General features: G+C 27.2%; 11 protein-coding genes. 8 read left to right on the top strand and 3 right to left on the bottom strand.

Going from position 1 to position 17514, the window contains the following annotated elements; all coding sequences use genetic code 11:
* Nucleotides 1–119: 119 nt before the first annotated feature.
* Entirely contained in the window at nt 120–1385 is a 1266-nt protein-coding gene (gene rmuC, locus AB4W73_RS00350) for a DNA recombination protein RmuC (RefSeq protein ID WP_367680724.1), read from the bottom strand.
* A gap of 241 nt (nt 1386–1626) precedes the next feature.
* Entirely contained in the window at nt 1627–1848 is a 222-nt protein-coding gene (infA, locus tag AB4W73_RS00345; RefSeq protein WP_367680490.1) for a translation initiation factor IF-1, read from the bottom strand.
* Between the two features lie 772 nt (nt 1849–2620).
* Between infA and AB4W73_RS00340 the strand changes: the two genes are divergently transcribed.
* From AB4W73_RS00340 to AB4W73_RS00305, 8 genes are all read left to right on the top strand, one after another.
* Nucleotides 2621–2827, top strand: coding sequence for a hypothetical protein (locus AB4W73_RS00340; RefSeq protein WP_367680489.1), 207 nt, complete (start codon nt 2621–2623; stop codon nt 2825–2827).
* A 1096-nt stretch (nt 2828–3923) separates the two neighbouring features.
* Entirely contained in the window at nt 3924–4808 is an 885-nt protein-coding gene (gene htpX, locus AB4W73_RS00335; protein WP_367680488.1) for a protease HtpX, read from the top strand.
* A gap of 1426 nt (nt 4809–6234) precedes the next feature.
* The gene (gene ftnA / locus AB4W73_RS00330) at nt 6235–6750 is read left to right on the top strand and encodes a non-heme ferritin (RefSeq protein WP_367680487.1); all 516 of its coding nucleotides are present in this window, start codon (nt 6235–6237) and stop codon (nt 6748–6750) included.
* Nucleotides 6751–7537: 787 nt separating this feature from the next.
* The gene (locus AB4W73_RS00325; RefSeq protein ID WP_367680486.1) at nt 7538–8575 is read left to right on the top strand and encodes an O-antigen ligase family protein; all 1038 of its coding nucleotides are present in this window, start codon (nt 7538–7540) and stop codon (nt 8573–8575) included.
* A gap of 735 nt (nt 8576–9310) precedes the next feature.
* Nucleotides 9311–10249: a metal ABC transporter substrate-binding protein gene (locus AB4W73_RS00320; protein ID WP_367680485.1), complete on the top strand. Its 939-nt coding sequence runs from the start codon at nt 9311–9313 to the stop codon at nt 10247–10249.
* Nucleotides 10246–11136, top strand: a complete 891-nt coding sequence (locus AB4W73_RS00315) for a manganese/iron ABC transporter ATP-binding protein (RefSeq protein WP_367680484.1) — start codon at nt 10246–10248, stop codon at nt 11134–11136. The genes AB4W73_RS00320 and AB4W73_RS00315 overlap by 4 nt, the downstream gene beginning before the upstream one ends.
* The gene (locus tag AB4W73_RS00310) at nt 11136–12002 is read left to right on the top strand and encodes a metal ABC transporter permease (RefSeq protein ID WP_367680483.1); all 867 of its coding nucleotides are present in this window, start codon (nt 11136–11138) and stop codon (nt 12000–12002) included. The genes AB4W73_RS00315 and AB4W73_RS00310 overlap by 1 nt, the downstream gene beginning before the upstream one ends.
* Nucleotides 12002–12814 (top strand): metal ABC transporter permease, encoded by an 813-nt coding sequence (locus tag AB4W73_RS00305; RefSeq protein WP_367680482.1) that lies wholly within the window; start codon nt 12002–12004, stop codon nt 12812–12814. Before AB4W73_RS00310 ends, AB4W73_RS00305 begins: the two co-directional genes overlap by 1 nt.
* Nucleotides 12815–13442: 628 nt before the next feature.
* Here the strand turns inward: AB4W73_RS00305 and putA are convergent.
* The gene (gene putA / locus AB4W73_RS00300) at nt 13443–17447 is read right to left on the bottom strand and encodes a trifunctional transcriptional regulator/proline dehydrogenase/L-glutamate gamma-semialdehyde dehydrogenase (RefSeq protein ID WP_367680481.1); all 4005 of its coding nucleotides are present in this window, start codon (nt 17445–17447) and stop codon (nt 13443–13445) included.
* Nucleotides 17448–17514 lie beyond the last annotated feature (67 nt).

Here is a 17514-nt window from a genome sequence, read left to right as displayed (position 1 = left end):
GATAAAATATTAAATGTTAAATTATTAACGTAAAAATTAATAAATGCGTAATATTTAGATAAAATCTAAATTTATTCTATATAATATTCAGTTAAATTTATTAAATAAATTTATATATTTTATTCTGAATTAAATAAATCTGGATTATTTTTAACCCCATACTTAACATTACTTTTTTCTACCCATATTGAACTAATAGGTTTTTTTATTTTAACACCTAAGGAATGAAAATTTTCTGCTTGTCTTATTAAATTACCACGACCTTGAGCTAGTTTATTCATTGCCTGTTCATAAGTTATTTGGGCTTTATTAATACTTTGTCCTACTGATTCCATATCATCGATAAATAGACGTAATTTATCATAAAGTTTAGATGCTTGTTCAGCAATCTGCTGAGTATTATTATTTTGATATTGATAACGCCATAAGTTATTAATAGTACGTAAAGCCATTAGTAAGGTGTTTGGACTTACTAACATAATATTAGATTGTAATGCTTCATTGATTAACTCAGGTTGTTGATCAATAGCGACTAAAAATGCTGGTTCAATAGGAATAAACATTAAAACATAATCGAGAGAACGTGAACCAAGAAATTGATGATAATCTTTTTTACTTAATGCTTTAATATGTCCTCGTAATGAAGCAATATGCTCATTAAGTGCAAGTTTTTTTTGTTCTTTATTTTCACTATTAAAGTAGCGCTCATAAGCTACTAATGATATTTTAGCATCAATTATGATATCTTTATCTTGAGGTAAACGCACGATAACATCAGGTTGTATACGACTATTATTATCAATCTTAATATTTACTTGTGTTTGGTATTCATGACCTTCTCGTAATCCTGATGCCTCCAATATCTTGTTAAGTATAACTTCTCCCCAATTACCTTGTATTTTATTGTCTCCTTTAAGAGCTTTTGTTAGATTAATTGCTTCCTTTGCCATTTGTGCATTTAATTGCTGCAAACTACGAATTTCATATGTTAATGCATGACGTTCACGCGCTTCTCGACCATAACTCTCTTGAATTTGACAACGAAAACTGTTTAATTGCTCATTCAATGGTAATAGAAAACTATTTAAACACTGTTTATTTTGTTCATTTACCTGATGCTTCGTTTTTTCAAAGATACGGTTAGCTAAATTTTCAAACTGGATTATTAAACGTTGTTCACTATCTAATAATAAACGTTGTTTTTCATTAAAAGCAAGTTGACTTTCTTCTAAACGAATCTTAGTTTCATGTAATTCAACTTTTTGATTATTATGAATTTTAAATTGAAGATGTAGCTCCTGATTAAGTTTTTTATATTGATTACGCCAATAATTCAGTTGTTGTAACTTAGTAATACTAACCACTATAAATCCACCCAATAGAATACTAAGTAAAAAACCAGCTAATACATAAAATATATTAATAGCCACAACTACTCCGATTTATTAGACTTTTTGCAAAATTTATTATATACTGTAAAATAGCACTCTAGTATCTCTATAAAAAAATAGAAATAATAGTTATTATATAGTATTTCATCGGAAAGCATAAAAGCCTAGGTCTTTAATAGTTAGTAAATAACTAATATTATTTAAGAATGTCTAGACTTTTATAAAAACTAGCTCCTTAACGACTGCGAAATGAGATGCGACCTTTACTTAAATCATATGGAGTCAGCTCTACAGTAACCTTATCACCCGTTAAAATACGTATATAATTCTTACGCATTTTACCAGAAATATAAGCGGTTACAATATGTCCATTTTCTAGTTCAACACGAAACATGGTATTTGGTAGTGTATCCTGAACAGTGCCCTGCATTTCAATATTATCTTCTTTTTTTGCCATTGAATCCTCTAAATATTGCTATATTAATTTTTAACCAGCAAGATTATGCTAAAATATATCTCATATAAAGATATACTATATAATTAATACATTCATGCTAATGTGAATACCCCCCTTTAATTACCTTTTATAGTTATATTTTGTTAAACAGAGAACAAATTGCTACTCGAATAATATAATAATTATTGATAGTGCCATTATAATAGAATAAGTAGTTTATGTTAGTTAGCAAACTAGTTTTAATAAGAAAAATTTCATAAAAAATCAATCTAAATTAAATATCAACAAAAAAATCATTGTTTTTATTTAAGAAGTTTCCACTTTGCTTTACTATAGTAGATGAAGCATTTCTACTAAAGATTAAGATTTTTCAAGATTTAATCAAACGTATTTAGCAATTAGATTTTTTAGCAAAACAAAATGATGTAATATATTATGGTTTTATACCTCAAGTTAGCACTATCTTAATGGAATCAAGATTAGCACTAAATATATTAATTTAGATGGAAAAATCTGTGGCATACTAAAACAATAATATATTGATTATATCTATAAAAAACTTATAGCAGCTAAAATTAAATTCCAGTTATAATACAAACAAAAAAAATAAAAAATATGAAGCGTATTAAATATAAGTAATATTTTATAATTATGGCAAATAAACTTAAAAAAGAAAAGAGTAGAGTTACATACCCAAAAAATTACTGTTACTAAAAATAAACTATTATTACAGAAAAAACCTACACAATAATTTAGTCTAGCTAAACTAATTATGAAAGCATACCTATTAAATTCTATACTGCTTACAGAAATATCTAATCTAAAAATTGGTCAAGAAATTAAAATAAAAGCAGGTAAAAATATAACAAGTGCAACCATATTAGCAATAACTAAAAATAGCATACGAATACAATTATCTTCTAGTTTAATAATAATTATTTATGCTATGCATATAGCTCTAATAAGAGACTATATATAAAAATTAATCAAACTAATTCTGATTACTATTTATTTTTATAATAACTATTAGCTAAGTTAGTAATAATAGTGCTACATTAATTAGCTTTTATAACTATATTATAAATATTAATACCTAATGCTCATTAAATTTATAACTTTATTCATTCATTCCTGTTGTTAGCAATTTTATTTAGATGATAATTTTATACATAAATATTTAATTACTACTTCAATATATTAGATTATATTTATAATATTTTTATTATCTAATATAGCTTAATTTATTACTAAAAAATATAACTTAATAAATAAATTAAAATATAATCAATTAAAAACCTATATGTATTATTTAATATTATATAAAAATGCTAGTTTAAAAATTATATATATATTTCTGTATTCAATAGGTCCATAATACTTATGAAAAATAAGTAATATGTAATTATTATAAATAGCTTTATTAAAAGCATATTAATTATGCTACTTCTAAATAATTTTAGAATATTAAAAACATTATTAATTTCAATATCTTAAAAAATAAAAAATCATTTTTTTTAAATTACACATAATATATAAAAGAAAATAATAAAAACATAACTTACTCAATATACTATAATAGATAATTTAAGCATAAAATAAGTAATCATTAAAATATTAATAAATTTACCTAAAAATTATTAAGAATCCGATTCATATTTAAATAAAATTATTTATGTTACTTTTAATTTATCTTAATATAAAAAATTAGATTAAAAATATTATATTAAATATAGTTAATTTATTATTAATACTAATATAGAACTATTTAAAAACTACAGTTTATTATCTAAAGTTAAGTTTTAGAAATAAATAACTGCAGAATATAGATTCTGAGCACCAGGTAATTAGGTTACGTAAAATTTGTAGTACGTATTTATAAATATATAGTAATTTATAAGATTAAATATTTATTTAATAAATTAATACGAAAAAACTTAAAAATTACTATATATTCATAAGAATAGTATAATAAATTTATTTACTTGTCAAAAGATCGTATTAATTACATTATGCTATTAGTATAGTTATACTAACTAAATAGCTATGTTGGCTAAATAATAAGGAAAGAAACTTTTATGATGCGTATGACTCTTTTTTTTCTCACTAATTTAGCAGTAATACTAGTTTTTGGATTGATTCTTAATTTGACAGGAATACAGTCAAGTAGCGTACAAGGACTAATAATTATGGCAGTACTATTTGGTTTAAGCGGCTCAATTATCTCGTTGCTAATATCAAAATGGATAGCATTACGTTCGGTAGGTGGTGAAATTATAAAACAACCGCGTAACGAAACTGAGCGCTGGTTATTACATATCGTTCGACAACAATCACAACAAACCAATATTGTAATGCCACAGGTTGCTATTTATCAGGCACCGGATATTAATGCTTTTGCTACTGGTGCACACAGGGACTCCTCTTTAGTTGCAGTAAGTAGTGGTTTATTACAAAATATGAGTCACGATGAAGCTGAAGCAGTTATTGCGCATGAAATTAGTCATATTGTTAGTGGCGACATGGTAACTATGACCTTACTTCAAGGGGTTATAAATACTTTTGTTATCTTTATCTCTAAGATAATTGCTCAAGTAACGGCAGATTTTTTTTCTAGTAGTCGTGAAGAAAAAGAAGAAAATAGCTCAAGCAATCCAATAGTTTACTTTATTTCATCTATAGTATTAGAATTAGTATTTGGTATGCTAGCTAATATAATTACTATGTGGTTTTCTAGATACCGTGAATTTCATGCAGATGCTAGTTCCTCAAAATTAGTTGGGCGTGAAAAAATGATTGCAGCATTACAAAGATTAAAAACTAGTTATGAACCAGAGGAAATTAGTAGTATGATGGCTTTTTATATTAATGGTAAATCCAGTTCTTTTAATAAACTATTTATGTCACATCCATCATTAGATGAACGCATTAAAGCTTTACGTTTGTATCAATATTTAAAATAATTTACTATATATAATTATTATTTAAAATTTTATTAAATAATTTTTAGAAGAATCATAGTTTGCTATGTAAAGGTAAAGTAAATAAAGAAAAGATTTAGAAAATACTTTAATAGTAAAATTAATTTATTAATTAGTTTATATTGAAGTAATTTAATAAGCGACTTAGTAGTAACTGTTTTTTATTATTTATTATTTTATATATCCAATAACTAGTTGATTACATTAACTATTAAGTTAATATTAATACTGTACTATGCTTAAAATAATTATATGAATTTATTTATTTTATACTATAATATTATTAATTGTAGTAGTATAAAGAAAATACTAGTATAAGTACAGGTTAGTACTACTACTTATTACTCTATGTTTAACTATTAGTAAAAAGTATTAAAGTCTATTTCTATAATACTATTAGCTAAAAGAAGAAATTATAGGTACTTAGTTAAATAGTTTATTGATTAAATAATATATAAGTAATAAAAATAAATAGTTATAATCTTAAGATAGTATTAAGAAAATACTATCTTAAGATAGTTATACTATATAAGTTGGCAAATTAAGTATTAAAATAAAATAATTTAGTATACTTTAAGCTAACTAATTTTTAATTATTAGATATAAAAATAAAACTATATGTTAAGATACTGATAGTTTAACATTAATTTTAATAAATAACTAACATAAAAACTAGTCTATAATTTTAACTACTAAATAAAAACAAGAATAAATATTAAGCTAGAAAAAATTTCTAGAAAAATAAAATCCTATATATACCGATTATATATACTAAAGCCATAGAATATTAAAAATAATTAATGCAAATAAAGTGTTACATTATCTTTATAAGATAACATTTCTTAATCATGCCTAATAAATTAGTACATATTCTAGTTACTAAAATGTAGATTATAGAATCTATACTAAATTTTATAGCAAAATTTAATATACCTTAATGCGTGATAGATACTTCCAATACTTCCACTCTAGATACTAAGTATTCTGTATTAATAATTATTAAAATAGCTCTCTATACTAAGCAAGAATACCATTCTATCTATTTAGTAATAATTTTATTAAATGTTAAGTGATGTTAATTTATTTAATTTATTATTCAGACTATTATTTCCTATACCAAAGTGTATTGTTGTTTATGTAGATTAGAACTTATTTTCTTTAATAACTAATACATGTTGACGAAATTTTTTATTTTCTAATATCTTTATTATTTATAGAAACCATTTCTTATAAAAATAATAATCATAATTTAAATTTTTATTTAATAATTTTAGAAAATTTATATCTTAGTCTAAAATATAAATTATTAGCAGCATTTTCTATCAATCAGTATTAATATACTTTATTTTTATTTTTATTTTGTCATAATGTATTTATTAATTTTATATTATAAATAAGGATAATTATCATGCTAGCAAAAACAATGGCAGAATACCTTAATGAACAATTAAATTTAGAACTTTATTCAGCAAATCTTTATTTACAAACAAGTGCTTATTGTCGTTATAAAGGTTTTGATGGTGCTGCTGCATTTTTAAAAATACATTCTCAAGAAGAAATGAAGCATATGCAACGTTTATTTGATTACTTAAGTAATACTGGAGCATTGGCCTTTATAGGTTTAATAAAGGAACCACCAGTTAAGTTTAACTCATTAGAAAATGTTTTTAAATATACTTATGCACACGAACAAGAGATTACAGAAAAAATTAATAATCTAGCTAATATTGCATTAAATACAAAGGATTTTCTTACTTTTAATTTTTTACAATGGTATATTGCTGAGCAAAATGAAGAAGAAAAACTGTTTAAATCTGTGGTAGATAAATTTACATTAGTTGGTGATAGTGGTAGTTCATTATTTTTGGTTGATAAGGATTTACAATCTATGGCAAGTAACTTACAACATCATACTATAGAATAATCTCTTTAAGATAAAATATTTTTAGTTTAAGTTTATTAAATATAAAATATTTAAAATAATTAGTTATCTGGATTATAATAAACACTTAAACTGATTCTAATGGATTAGAATAGCCGTTTTAGAAGCCTTTTATTTCTCTTATATAAAGATAAATCCCAAAATAATTAACTGTAAAATATAAAGTACTTAGTGCTTTATATTATAGAATATATTTATAAATTAGTCCCCTTAAATAACTTGATATAATAATATATCATATAATTTCTTTGCTTTTTATCAATAATTATTTGAGCTTTTAAGGTGTATTTTTCTAATTAAAACTATTTATATTTTTGTAAATTATTAAAAACTAATACTAAAATTATTAGTATTTACAAAGATATAAATCTATTTTTAAGTAAATTAAAAAGTGCTTTAAATAAATAGAAAAAAATTTATTAGCTAATTTTAAAAATAGAAATGATAAAATATTTTAATAAACTTAAATAGGAATTTAATCACACACGATACTATCTTTATCGTAGTACTTACATTAAATATTTAAGTAATATTTTATCTGCTTACTTATTGTTAGTCTTATTGCTGGAGTTACAAGGAGATGGCTTCTTTTACTTTCTTGATTAAGTACCATTCTATTATTACTAAATATCTCTATATATCATCTTATATAATAGCATTTTTATTAGGTTTTTCATTGCCTATATCTACTTTTTTGATAAATTGTATTCTTATTTTAATATTAATTTATGTATCATTAAAATATAATAGTCATTACATTAAAAAATTAGTGCAACATCCATTAATCTGGTTGCCTGCTATTATGTTTTTACTATTAGTATTTTCTTTGCTAAATCAACAAAATCCGTATGGTTTAGAAATAGTTAATAAGTATAAAAAATTACTATATGTAATGCCATTAACATTATTTTTCTTGCTTTCTCGTTCTTTAATTACCTATTTTATTAAAGGTTTTTTACTAGCTAATGTTATTATATTAGTTTTTAGCTTACTGATATTTATTTTTCACCTTCCCTTAGGAAGTGGCTCTCCAAGTAACCCCACTGTTTTTAAGCTACATATTACTCAAAATTTTTTTATGGCCTTAGCTGCAGTTATCTGGTTAACACAAGCTTTTTCTTATAAAGGTATAAAACGTTATAGTTATGCTTTTTTAGTATCCATAGCAATCTATAATGTGTTCTTTATGGTTGAAGGTCGAACAGGTTATGCTGCTTTAATAGTTGCTTTTATTACTTGGATATTTTTATCTTTGCCCCCTCGCCAGAAGTTTATGGCAATAATAAGTATATTAGTTTTAGGTTATATTCTTATTATAGTGCCTAATAAAGCCAGTGATCAAGTAAAAATAGGTATAGAAGAAATCAAGAGGTGCATGATAGCAAATAATAAAAATTCAAATGCTTCTTGTTATAGTTCTATGGGATTACGTACAGTATTTATATCAAGATCTTTACAGTTAATAAAACAATCTCCTTTATTTGGTCAAGGAGCTGGTAGTTTTTTTTATTCTATTCCTACAGAAGGCTATAGTATTAATAACCCACATAATGAATACTTAATACAAACTACCCAATCAGGATTAGTAGGATTGACTCTTTTTCTTAGTTGGATATTATGTTTATTTTATGTTATTTGGCAACAAACTTCTATAATTAGAAATCTTTTTATTGCATTATTAAGTAGTTACGTAGTAAGTAATTTTTTTAATTCATTTATACTTGATTTTTCTGAGGGTCACTTATTTATTATTCTTACCGCTATCTTAGCTAGTTACAGTTGGCCAGTACAAGATCTTAAAAAATAATAAAATTAATTATCACTTATTCTAATCTTTTTTACTATTTTTAAAAGAAAACAAACAAAATATATTCTATTTTTTAGATAAAATAAAAAGAAATTAATAAGTACTTTAAATATTTTTTGATATGAGCTATATATAACATGCTAAGCATTATAGTTTTATAAAAGTTTATTATAACATTTAACTTTAATAATAAATTCCAAGTAAGCAGGTTAAATTATGTATATTTTATACATTATTTTCAAGTAATACTTAATAATATGTTTGATTCATGTTAGTAATTTTATAATATTCGACTACTTGCTTATTCTAATGACATTACTATATTAGAAATAATATTTGTATTAAAACTATATTATTAGGAATATCTAAATAATTCTAATTTTATTAGATTTTACTGGTTATTAATGCTAAAAGTTAGTTAACTTACATTTAAGTATTAAGAAAGGTATTTTTATCTCTATCAAAAATTAGCAATAAATAAATAACAGTAATATATTAATAATAAAATATATTTTGTATAGAAAATAATTTAAATCCTAATTCTTATAGGTAAGTAAGTATCGTATGTTAATAAAAGTTTACATAAAACTGCAAAAAATTTAAAGATTATGTTATACCTATTATTTAATATTAATTATTTAATTAATTAAATTAGTTTATTTATAAGTTAGACTTTTTATATAATTTAATGTACGAAGTACTAAATTATTTTATTTAAAATAAGGTATTTTTACCATGTTAATTCATTGTAGTAAACTTTATTTAGCTATTATCCGACAGATTATTTTTTATAGTCTTATTTTATTAATTTTATTCTTATTTTTCTTGTTCGCAACTCGTATTGTTAATGCCGAAAACAAATTTAAAGTTATTACTACTTTTACAATTATTCAAGATATAGCACAGAATATTGCTGGTGATGCAGCTATTGTAGAATCTATTATTAAGCCTGGAGCTGAAATTCATGGTTACCAGCCAACACCTCATGATATCGTTAAAGCTCAATCTGCTAATTTAATTTTATGGAATGGAATGAAACTAGAGCATTGGTTTGAACCATTTTTTGAAAAAATTAAACAAGTTCCTTCTGCTATTGTTACTGTAGGCATTAATCCATTACCAATCCGTGAAGGTTCTTATAGAAAAAACCCCAATCCCCATGCTTGGATGTCAATATCTAATGCACTAATTTATATTGAAAACATTCGTAAAGCGCTAGTTAAATATGATCCTACCCATATTGAGATTTATAATCATAATGCTAAAATTTATGCCGCTAAGATTATTGCGTTAGATGCTCCATTACGTATGCGTTTATCGCATATTCCAGAAGAACAATGTTGGTTAGTAACTAGTGAAGGTGCATTTAGTTATTTAGCAAAAGACTATAAGTTTAAAGAAATTTATTTATGGCCAATTAATGCTGAAGAACAAGGTACACCACAACAAGTACGTAATGTTATCGATACTGTTCGTGCTCATAATATTCCAGTAATATTTAGTGAAAGTACTGTTTCTGATAAACCAGCAAAACAAATTACTAAAGAAACTCAAGCGCAATATGGTGGTGTGTTATATGTTGATTCGCTCTCAAATAAGAAAGGTATAGTACATACTTATATTGATTTACTTAATATTACTATTAATACTATTGCAAAAGGATTTAGTCAATGACAAGTAAAACATTTGCCCATCCTAAGCTAGTAGTTGACAATGTTTCTGTTACTTATAGCAACGGACATACCGCTATCCATAATGCTAGTTTTACCTTAAATGGTAGTACTATTTGTGCTTTGGTAGGGGTAAACGGTAGTGGTAAATCAACACTATTTAAAAGCATTATGGGACTCGTAAAACCAACTATTGGTGTAATAAGGCTTAATAATAGGTCAATAAAAGAGGCGTTAAAACATAATATCATTGCTTATGTTCCACAAACTGAAGAAATTGACTGGAACTTTCCTGTATTAATCGAAGATGTCGTAATGATGGGGCGTTATGGTAAAATGAATTTTTTGCGTATTCCTAATGCTCATGATCATGCTATTGTTACTCAAGCAATTGAGCAAGTCGATTTATCAGCGTTACGTTGTCGCCAAATTAGCGAACTTTCTGGGGGGCAGAAAAAAAGAGTATTTCTGGCGCGCGCCTTAGCACAACAAGGATCCGTGTTATTACTCGATGAACCTTTTACCGGAGTTGATGTTAAAACGGAAAATGCTATCATTAAGTTGCTACGTATCTTACGTGATAAAGGGCATTTAATTTTAGTTTCTACTCATAATTTAGGTAGCGTTCCAGAATTTTGTGATCATGTAATTTTAATTAATCAAAAAGTATTGGTTGCCGGATCTACGAAAACTACTTTTACACAAAAAAACCTAGAAATGACTTTTGGAGGTGTACTACGACATATTAACCTTTCTAGTTCTACATTATATAATAATAATAATGCACAATCTATCACAGTAATTACTGATGATGAACGTCCTGCTGTATTTTATGGTCATAGCAAAAATAATCCACCAACACATAGTCAGAAAAAGAGGGTTCATATATAATGTTAGAACTCTTATTACAACCTTTTAATTATAATTATATGGTTAAAGCTATGTGGGTTAGCATGATTGTCGGCGGTATATGCGCCTTTCTTTCTGCTTACTTGATACTTAAAGGTTGGTCACTGATAGGTGATGCACTTTCTCATTCAGTAGTACCTGGTGTAGCTGGTGCTTATGTTCTAGGATTACCCTATATTATGGGCGCATTTTTTACTGGAATATTAGCAATATTAGCAATGATGTTAATTCGTCATATCACACGGTTACGTGAGGATGCGATTATTGGTTTTATTTTTTCTATATTTTTTGCCGCTGGGTTATTAATTATTTCTCTTAACCCTATTTCAGTTAATGTGCAATCAATTATTTTAGGTAATATTTTAGGTATTGCTGATATAGATATATTACAGATTGAAATTATTGCTTTAATTTCTTTTATTGTTTTATATCTAAAATGGAAAGATTTATTAGTTGTATTTTTTGATGAAAATTATGCATTTTCACTAGGTTTGTCTCCATTGCGCTTAAAACTATTATTTTTTATATTGCTAAGTGCCTGTATAGTAACTGCCTTGCAGACAGTTGGTGTAATACTTGTTATTGCGATGGTCATTACTCCAGGTGCAACAGCTTATTTACTAACTGATCGTTTTAGTCACTTACTAATTATTTCTATAATTATGGGGGCATTTACCAGTGTATTTGGTACTTATTTAAGTTTTTATCTTAATGGTGCAACAGGTGGTATCATAGTAATATTACAAACATTGTTATTTTTACTAGCTTTTTTCTTTGCTCCTAAACATGGTTTATTATTAAAGCGTTATTGTACAAAGCGATCTTTTATTACGCAAGGAGATAGTTAATGCACACACTATTTAGTTTTATTAGTGAGCCACTTTCTTATCCTTTTATGCAACGAGCAATGCTAATAGCTATCATTACTGGTATAGTTTGTGCGATACTTTCTTGCTATTTAGTACTTAAAGGCTGGTCATTAATGGGTGACGCTATTTCTCATGCAGTATTGCCTGGTATTGTGTTTGCATTTCTACTTGGTATTCCACTGGCTATAGGTGCTTTTTTCTCTGGTATTTTTTGTGCTTTAGCAACAGGGTATTTAAAGAATAATAGCCGAGTTAAAGAAGATACTGTAATGGGGATCGTGTTTTCTGGTATGTTTGCTTTAGGTATTGTGTTATTTTCACAAATCGATACTGATCAACATCTTAGCCATATTCTATTTGGTAATATACTAGGAATTACTTTTACTGAATTCAAACAAACACTATGGATTGCTTGCTTTATTTTTTTACTTGTATTATTAAAATATAAAGATTTTATCTTATATTGTTTTGATCCTAACTATGCAAAAATAATAGGATTACCAATTAAGTTACTTCATTACAGTTTGTTATGTTTATTAGCATTAACGATTGTTGCTTCATTACAAGTTGTTGGTGTAATATTAGTAATAGCTATGTTAATTGCACCAGGTGTTATTGCTTTTATACTTTGCCATAATAGTTTTAATAAAATGTTAATTGTTGCGACATTAATTTCAGTCATTTCTTCAGTATTAGGAACACTAATTAGTTTTTATATCGATGGCGCAACAGGTCCTTGTATTATCATTATACAAGCATTATTTTTTATTATTGCACTAATTATCACTTAATTAATTATATTAGCAGAGTATAATAGACTATTATTTATTATAATTTACCAAAAATATTCTTAATTAATAGAGTTATAGGATTGCATTTATTATAAATAATGTAAGCTATTTTGATAGAAAATTAATCATAAGAGATATATAAAAAAAAATAAATAGTACAAAATAAAAAATTAATTATTATTAAAATAAATATATCTATTTAATGCATGTTTAGTTAATACTTAGTGTTGCTACATTTACTTTATTATATTAAAATTTGTCGTTTATACTTATAAGTTTTATTTAATATTTTTATTATCTTTTTAAGATTTGTCATGTTTAGTGCTAGTCAATTAATAAATTTTTTTTAGCACCTTTATTATTTAAGATTTTATAGATTTTCTATTTAAGAAATTTTACTAAAATTCTTACATAAATTCTAGTTACAAGGAAATCAAATATATTATTTTTCTATTTTACTAAAAGTGATTTATATAAAAATTTATTTTTATAGTAAAATAGCTTTTATTAATAAATTTTTAATATTAATAATACAGTCAAATTTATATCAATTATTATTATTATAATAATCTAAAGGCTCCAAAGAGCTTCTATTAGTTTTACTATCTATTGAAATTAGTAAAAATCATTAATTAATAGTCATTAAGCTCATATTACCTCCTACTGCAGCTGTATTGATACTAAGAGTATGTTCAATTAATAAACGTTCCAATAGAATATTACTTTCCCCTCGAGAGAAACCCTGTACTGAAATAATAGGCCCATCTCTTTGTGATATTTGTTTACAAAGTATGCGTAATTGTTCAGTATCACCATGAAATATAACTGCGTCAAAGAAAATATTACTCATCTTCCAATCGTGACTAAAACTAATATAAGATTGCACAGTTGCTGGTAATTGGTAAAATAGCTCTTTTTGTAATCTATTATCCACCCAAAGCACCTGACTACCTACTGCTAATACAGCTGCAAGCTGAATTAAGATATCATCATCATTATCAGCCAGGCAAAGAACTCTTTCTTTAGGTAATAGAGTATAGGTATTGCGTTCACCAGTTGGCCCAGGTAATAAATATACAGTACCTCCTTGTGCTAATTTAGCATAATCTTGAATTAACGGAAGCCATTTTAACTGTTGTTGTTCTTTTTTTTGTTTAGTTAACAAAAATTTAATTAAAGCATTATAAGCTACTAATAAGTGTTTACGCTCATTAATACCTTGTATTTTATGGCTGTTTTGGCGGGTTAATGTTATTAATAAAGCATTTTTTGGATATTGTGATAATAAGCGATACAAGTAAAGTGGGCCACCTGCTTTTGGCCCAGTACCAGATAATCCTTCACCACCAAAAGGTTGTACTCCAACTACTGCACCTACAATATTACGATTTACATAAATATTACCTACTTTAGCATGTTTAGTAACTCGCGAAACTGTTTCATCTATTCTAGTATGAATACCTAAAGTTAAACCATAACCTGTAGCATTAATTTTATTAACTAATATATCTAGATCTTGTTGTTTAAAACGGATAACATGCAATACAGGACCAAAAACTTCTTTTTGCAAATCTTCAAAATTTTCTAATTCTATTAAAGTTGGCATAACAAAAGTACCATGTTGCCACTCTTTTTCATCATAAACATTAGATCTTGCAGCCTGATACACTCTATGTCCTTTAATGCGCATTTCTTGAATATGGTTTTCAATATCTTCTTTAGCAATACGAGTAATAACAGGGCCAATATCCGTGGATAAACGTTCTGGATTACCCATGCGGTATTCAGCCATTGCTTTATGTAACATATGTAAGGTACGTTCAGCAATATCTTCCTGAATACATAGAATACGTAAAGCAGAACAACGTTGTCCGGCACTATCAAATGCAGAAGCAATAACATCAGTGACAACTTGTTCTGTTAGAGCTGAAGAATCGACAATCATGGCATTTAGACCACCAGTTTCAGCAATTAATGGAATAGGCTGACCTTGTGGTCCTAAACGGCCAGCTATATTGCGTTGTAATAAATTTGCAATTTTTGTTGAACCAGTAAATATTACACCACATATACGTTGATCATTAACAAGCCACGCGCCAACTTTTTCCCCTTTACCTGGTAATAATTGTAAAGCATTTTGAGGAATACCTGCCTGTAGCAAAATTACTACAGCTTTTGCTGCTACTAGTGGGGTAGGTTCTGCAGGCTTTGCTAACACTGCATTGCCTGCAGCAAGGGCAGCAGCAACTTGTCCAGTAAAAATAGCAAGTGGAAAATTCCATGGACTAATACAGACTACAGCCCCTAGAGGGTAGTAATTTTTATTAAGAAAATCATCGCGTGCCATTATAGCGTAATAACGCAAAAAATCTATAGATTCACGCACTTCGGCAATAGCATTATTAAAAGTTTTACCAGCCTCACGTACTAAGATGCCAATTAAACTCTGCATTTGATCTTCCATCAATTCTGCAGCTCGTAATAGAATAGCAGCACGTTCAGAGGAAGATGTTGAAAACCAGGTTGAATTAGAGGTAGCAGCATCTAACGCTTGATTAACTTCTTCTTTAGTTGTTTCGCGCACATAACCGACTATATCTCTTGGCTCTGCTGGGTTTATAATAGGTTTTTTAGGGTTTTGAATAAGATCCTGATTAAATTTAGTAGCAATAATTGGCTGTGAATACCATAGCGGATCATCACTATCTAACTTAGCGCTTAATGATATAGATAAAGAAGCTAAGCATTGTTCATTTGATAAATCCAACCCCCTAGAATTAAGACGATCCTGACCATATAGATATTTTGGTAAAGGAATTTGCGGATGTGGTAAACCTAATCTTCCTTCTAATGCTGCTATTGTCTCTACTGCTTTAATAGGATCAGCAACTAGATCATCTAATGCTAATGTAGTATCAGCAATTTGATTGACAAATGAAGTGTTAGCACCATTTTCTAATAAACGACGTACTAGGTAAGCTAATAAAGTTTCATGGGTTCCTACCGGGGCATAAACTCGACATGGACGATTGAGTTTACCTTCAATGACTTGACCAACTACCTGTTCATATAATGGTTCACCCATACCATATAAACATTGAAACTCATATTGACCAGGATAGTAATTTTGTCCAGCTAGATAATAAATAGCTGCTAGCGTGTAAGCATTATGGGTAGCAAATTGTGGATAAATTAAATTTGGTACAGATAATAACTTACGGGCACAAGCAAGATAAGCAATATCAGTATAGATCTTACGAGTATAGACCGGATAACCTTCCTGACCATCAATTTGAGCGCGTTTAATTTCGCTATCCCAGTATGCACCTTTAACAAGACGAATCATTAAACGGCGATTACTCCGTTGCGCTATATGGATAATTGCATCAATAACAAATAAACAACGTTTTTGATAAGCTTGAATTACAAACCCAATACCATTCCAACCTACTAATTGCGGTTCGTAACATAATTTTTCTAATAAATCTAGAGAAATCTCTAAATGTTCAGCTTCTTCTGCATCAATATTAATACCTATATCATACTGCATAGCTTGTAATATTAATGATAGCAAGCGAGGATAGAGTTCATCTATTACACGTTCATATTGAGCACGACAGTAGCGTGGGTGTAGCGCAGAAAGCTTAATTGATATGCCTGGCCCTTCATAAATACCAAGACCATGAGAAGCTTTTCCTATAGCATGAATTGCCTCTTGATAAGAAACCATATATGCCTGAGCATCTTCTTCTGTTAATGCAGCCTCACCTAACATATCATAAGAATAACGAAAACCTGTATTCTTCTGTTTTCTTGCATTAACAAGGGCTTTAGTAATAGTCTTTCCAGCAATAAATTGTGTGCCCATAAGACTTATTGCCACACTTACTGCTTTACGGATCAATGGTTCACCACTTTTACTGATTATATAGTTCAGCGAACTAGTAAGCTTAGTTTTATTATCTATAGAAACTAGACGACCAGTAAGTAATAGGCCCCAAGTTGTTGCATTAACAAATAAAGAAGAACTATGACCAAGATGAGAGCACCAATTTCCTTGGCTAATTTTATCACGAATTAAAATATCACGGGTTTGTTTATCAGGAATGCGTAATAGTGCTTCAGCTAAACACATCAAAACAATACCTTCTTGAGAAGATAACGAAAATTCTTGTAATAAGCTTTGTACTATTCCTGAACGACTATTTGTTTCTTTTTTATTACGTAATTTTTTAGCAATATCATAAGCGAGTTTATAAGTCGCTTGCGTAAGATTAACAGGTAAGCGTGCTTGTTTTAGTAATGCTGGAATAATTTCATTTTCTGGGCGACGATAGGCGGCAGTAATAGCAGTACGTATTGTTGATTGTGGCAGTATATGTGTAGCAAAATTTAAAAAAGGTTGATGGATAAATATTGGCTCTTGTGATAACTCATTATATACTTCAGTAACATAACAATTATCTGATGTTTTTATTTCTGGCACTATTTTATTTTTTTCTAAGTAAGTTAGGTAGTTTAAAATGGCCTGCTTGATTAACCAATGCGGTGTTCTATTAATGTTTTGTGCTGCTATTTTTATCCGGTTATAAGTGATTTCATCTAATCTCACGCCAGTTTTTGTACCACCCATGCCATTTAGCTCCTTTATATTATTTTTTAAATTTAGTAGGATAATAATTTGTTATGGCGCGAATATC

The sequence above is a fragment of the Candidatus Fukatsuia anoeciicola genome (assembly GCF_964059965.1).
Classification (GTDB): Bacteria; Pseudomonadota; Gammaproteobacteria; order Enterobacterales; family Enterobacteriaceae; genus Fukatsuia; species Fukatsuia anoeciicola.
This window is presented reverse-complemented; position numbering and strand designations above follow the sequence as displayed.

What these genes read in the sequence shown, in the direction of transcription:
- infA (WP_367680490.1), bottom strand. Translation starts at nt 1,848, where the DNA reads ATGGCAAAAAAAGAAGATAATATTGAAATGCAGGGCACTGTTCAGGAT.
- AB4W73_RS00340 (WP_367680489.1), top strand. Translation starts at nt 2,621, where the DNA reads ATGAAAGCATACCTATTAAATTCTATACTGCTTACAGAAATATCTAAT.
- htpX (WP_367680488.1), top strand. Translation starts at nt 3,924, where the DNA reads ATGATGCGTATGACTCTTTTTTTTCTCACTAATTTAGCAGTAATACTA.
- ftnA (WP_367680487.1), top strand. Translation starts at nt 6,235, where the DNA reads ATGCTAGCAAAAACAATGGCAGAATACCTTAATGAACAATTAAATTTA.
- AB4W73_RS00320 (WP_367680485.1), top strand. Translation starts at nt 9,311, where the DNA reads ATGTTAATTCATTGTAGTAAACTTTATTTAGCTATTATCCGACAGATT.
- AB4W73_RS00315 (WP_367680484.1), top strand. Translation starts at nt 10,246, where the DNA reads ATGACAAGTAAAACATTTGCCCATCCTAAGCTAGTAGTTGACAATGTT.
- AB4W73_RS00310 (WP_367680483.1), top strand. Translation starts at nt 11,136, where the DNA reads ATGTTAGAACTCTTATTACAACCTTTTAATTATAATTATATGGTTAAA.
- AB4W73_RS00305 (WP_367680482.1), top strand. Translation starts at nt 12,002, where the DNA reads ATGCACACACTATTTAGTTTTATTAGTGAGCCACTTTCTTATCCTTTT.
- putA (WP_367680481.1), bottom strand. Translation starts at nt 17,447, where the DNA reads ATGGGTGGTACAAAAACTGGCGTGAGATTAGATGAAATCACTTATAAC.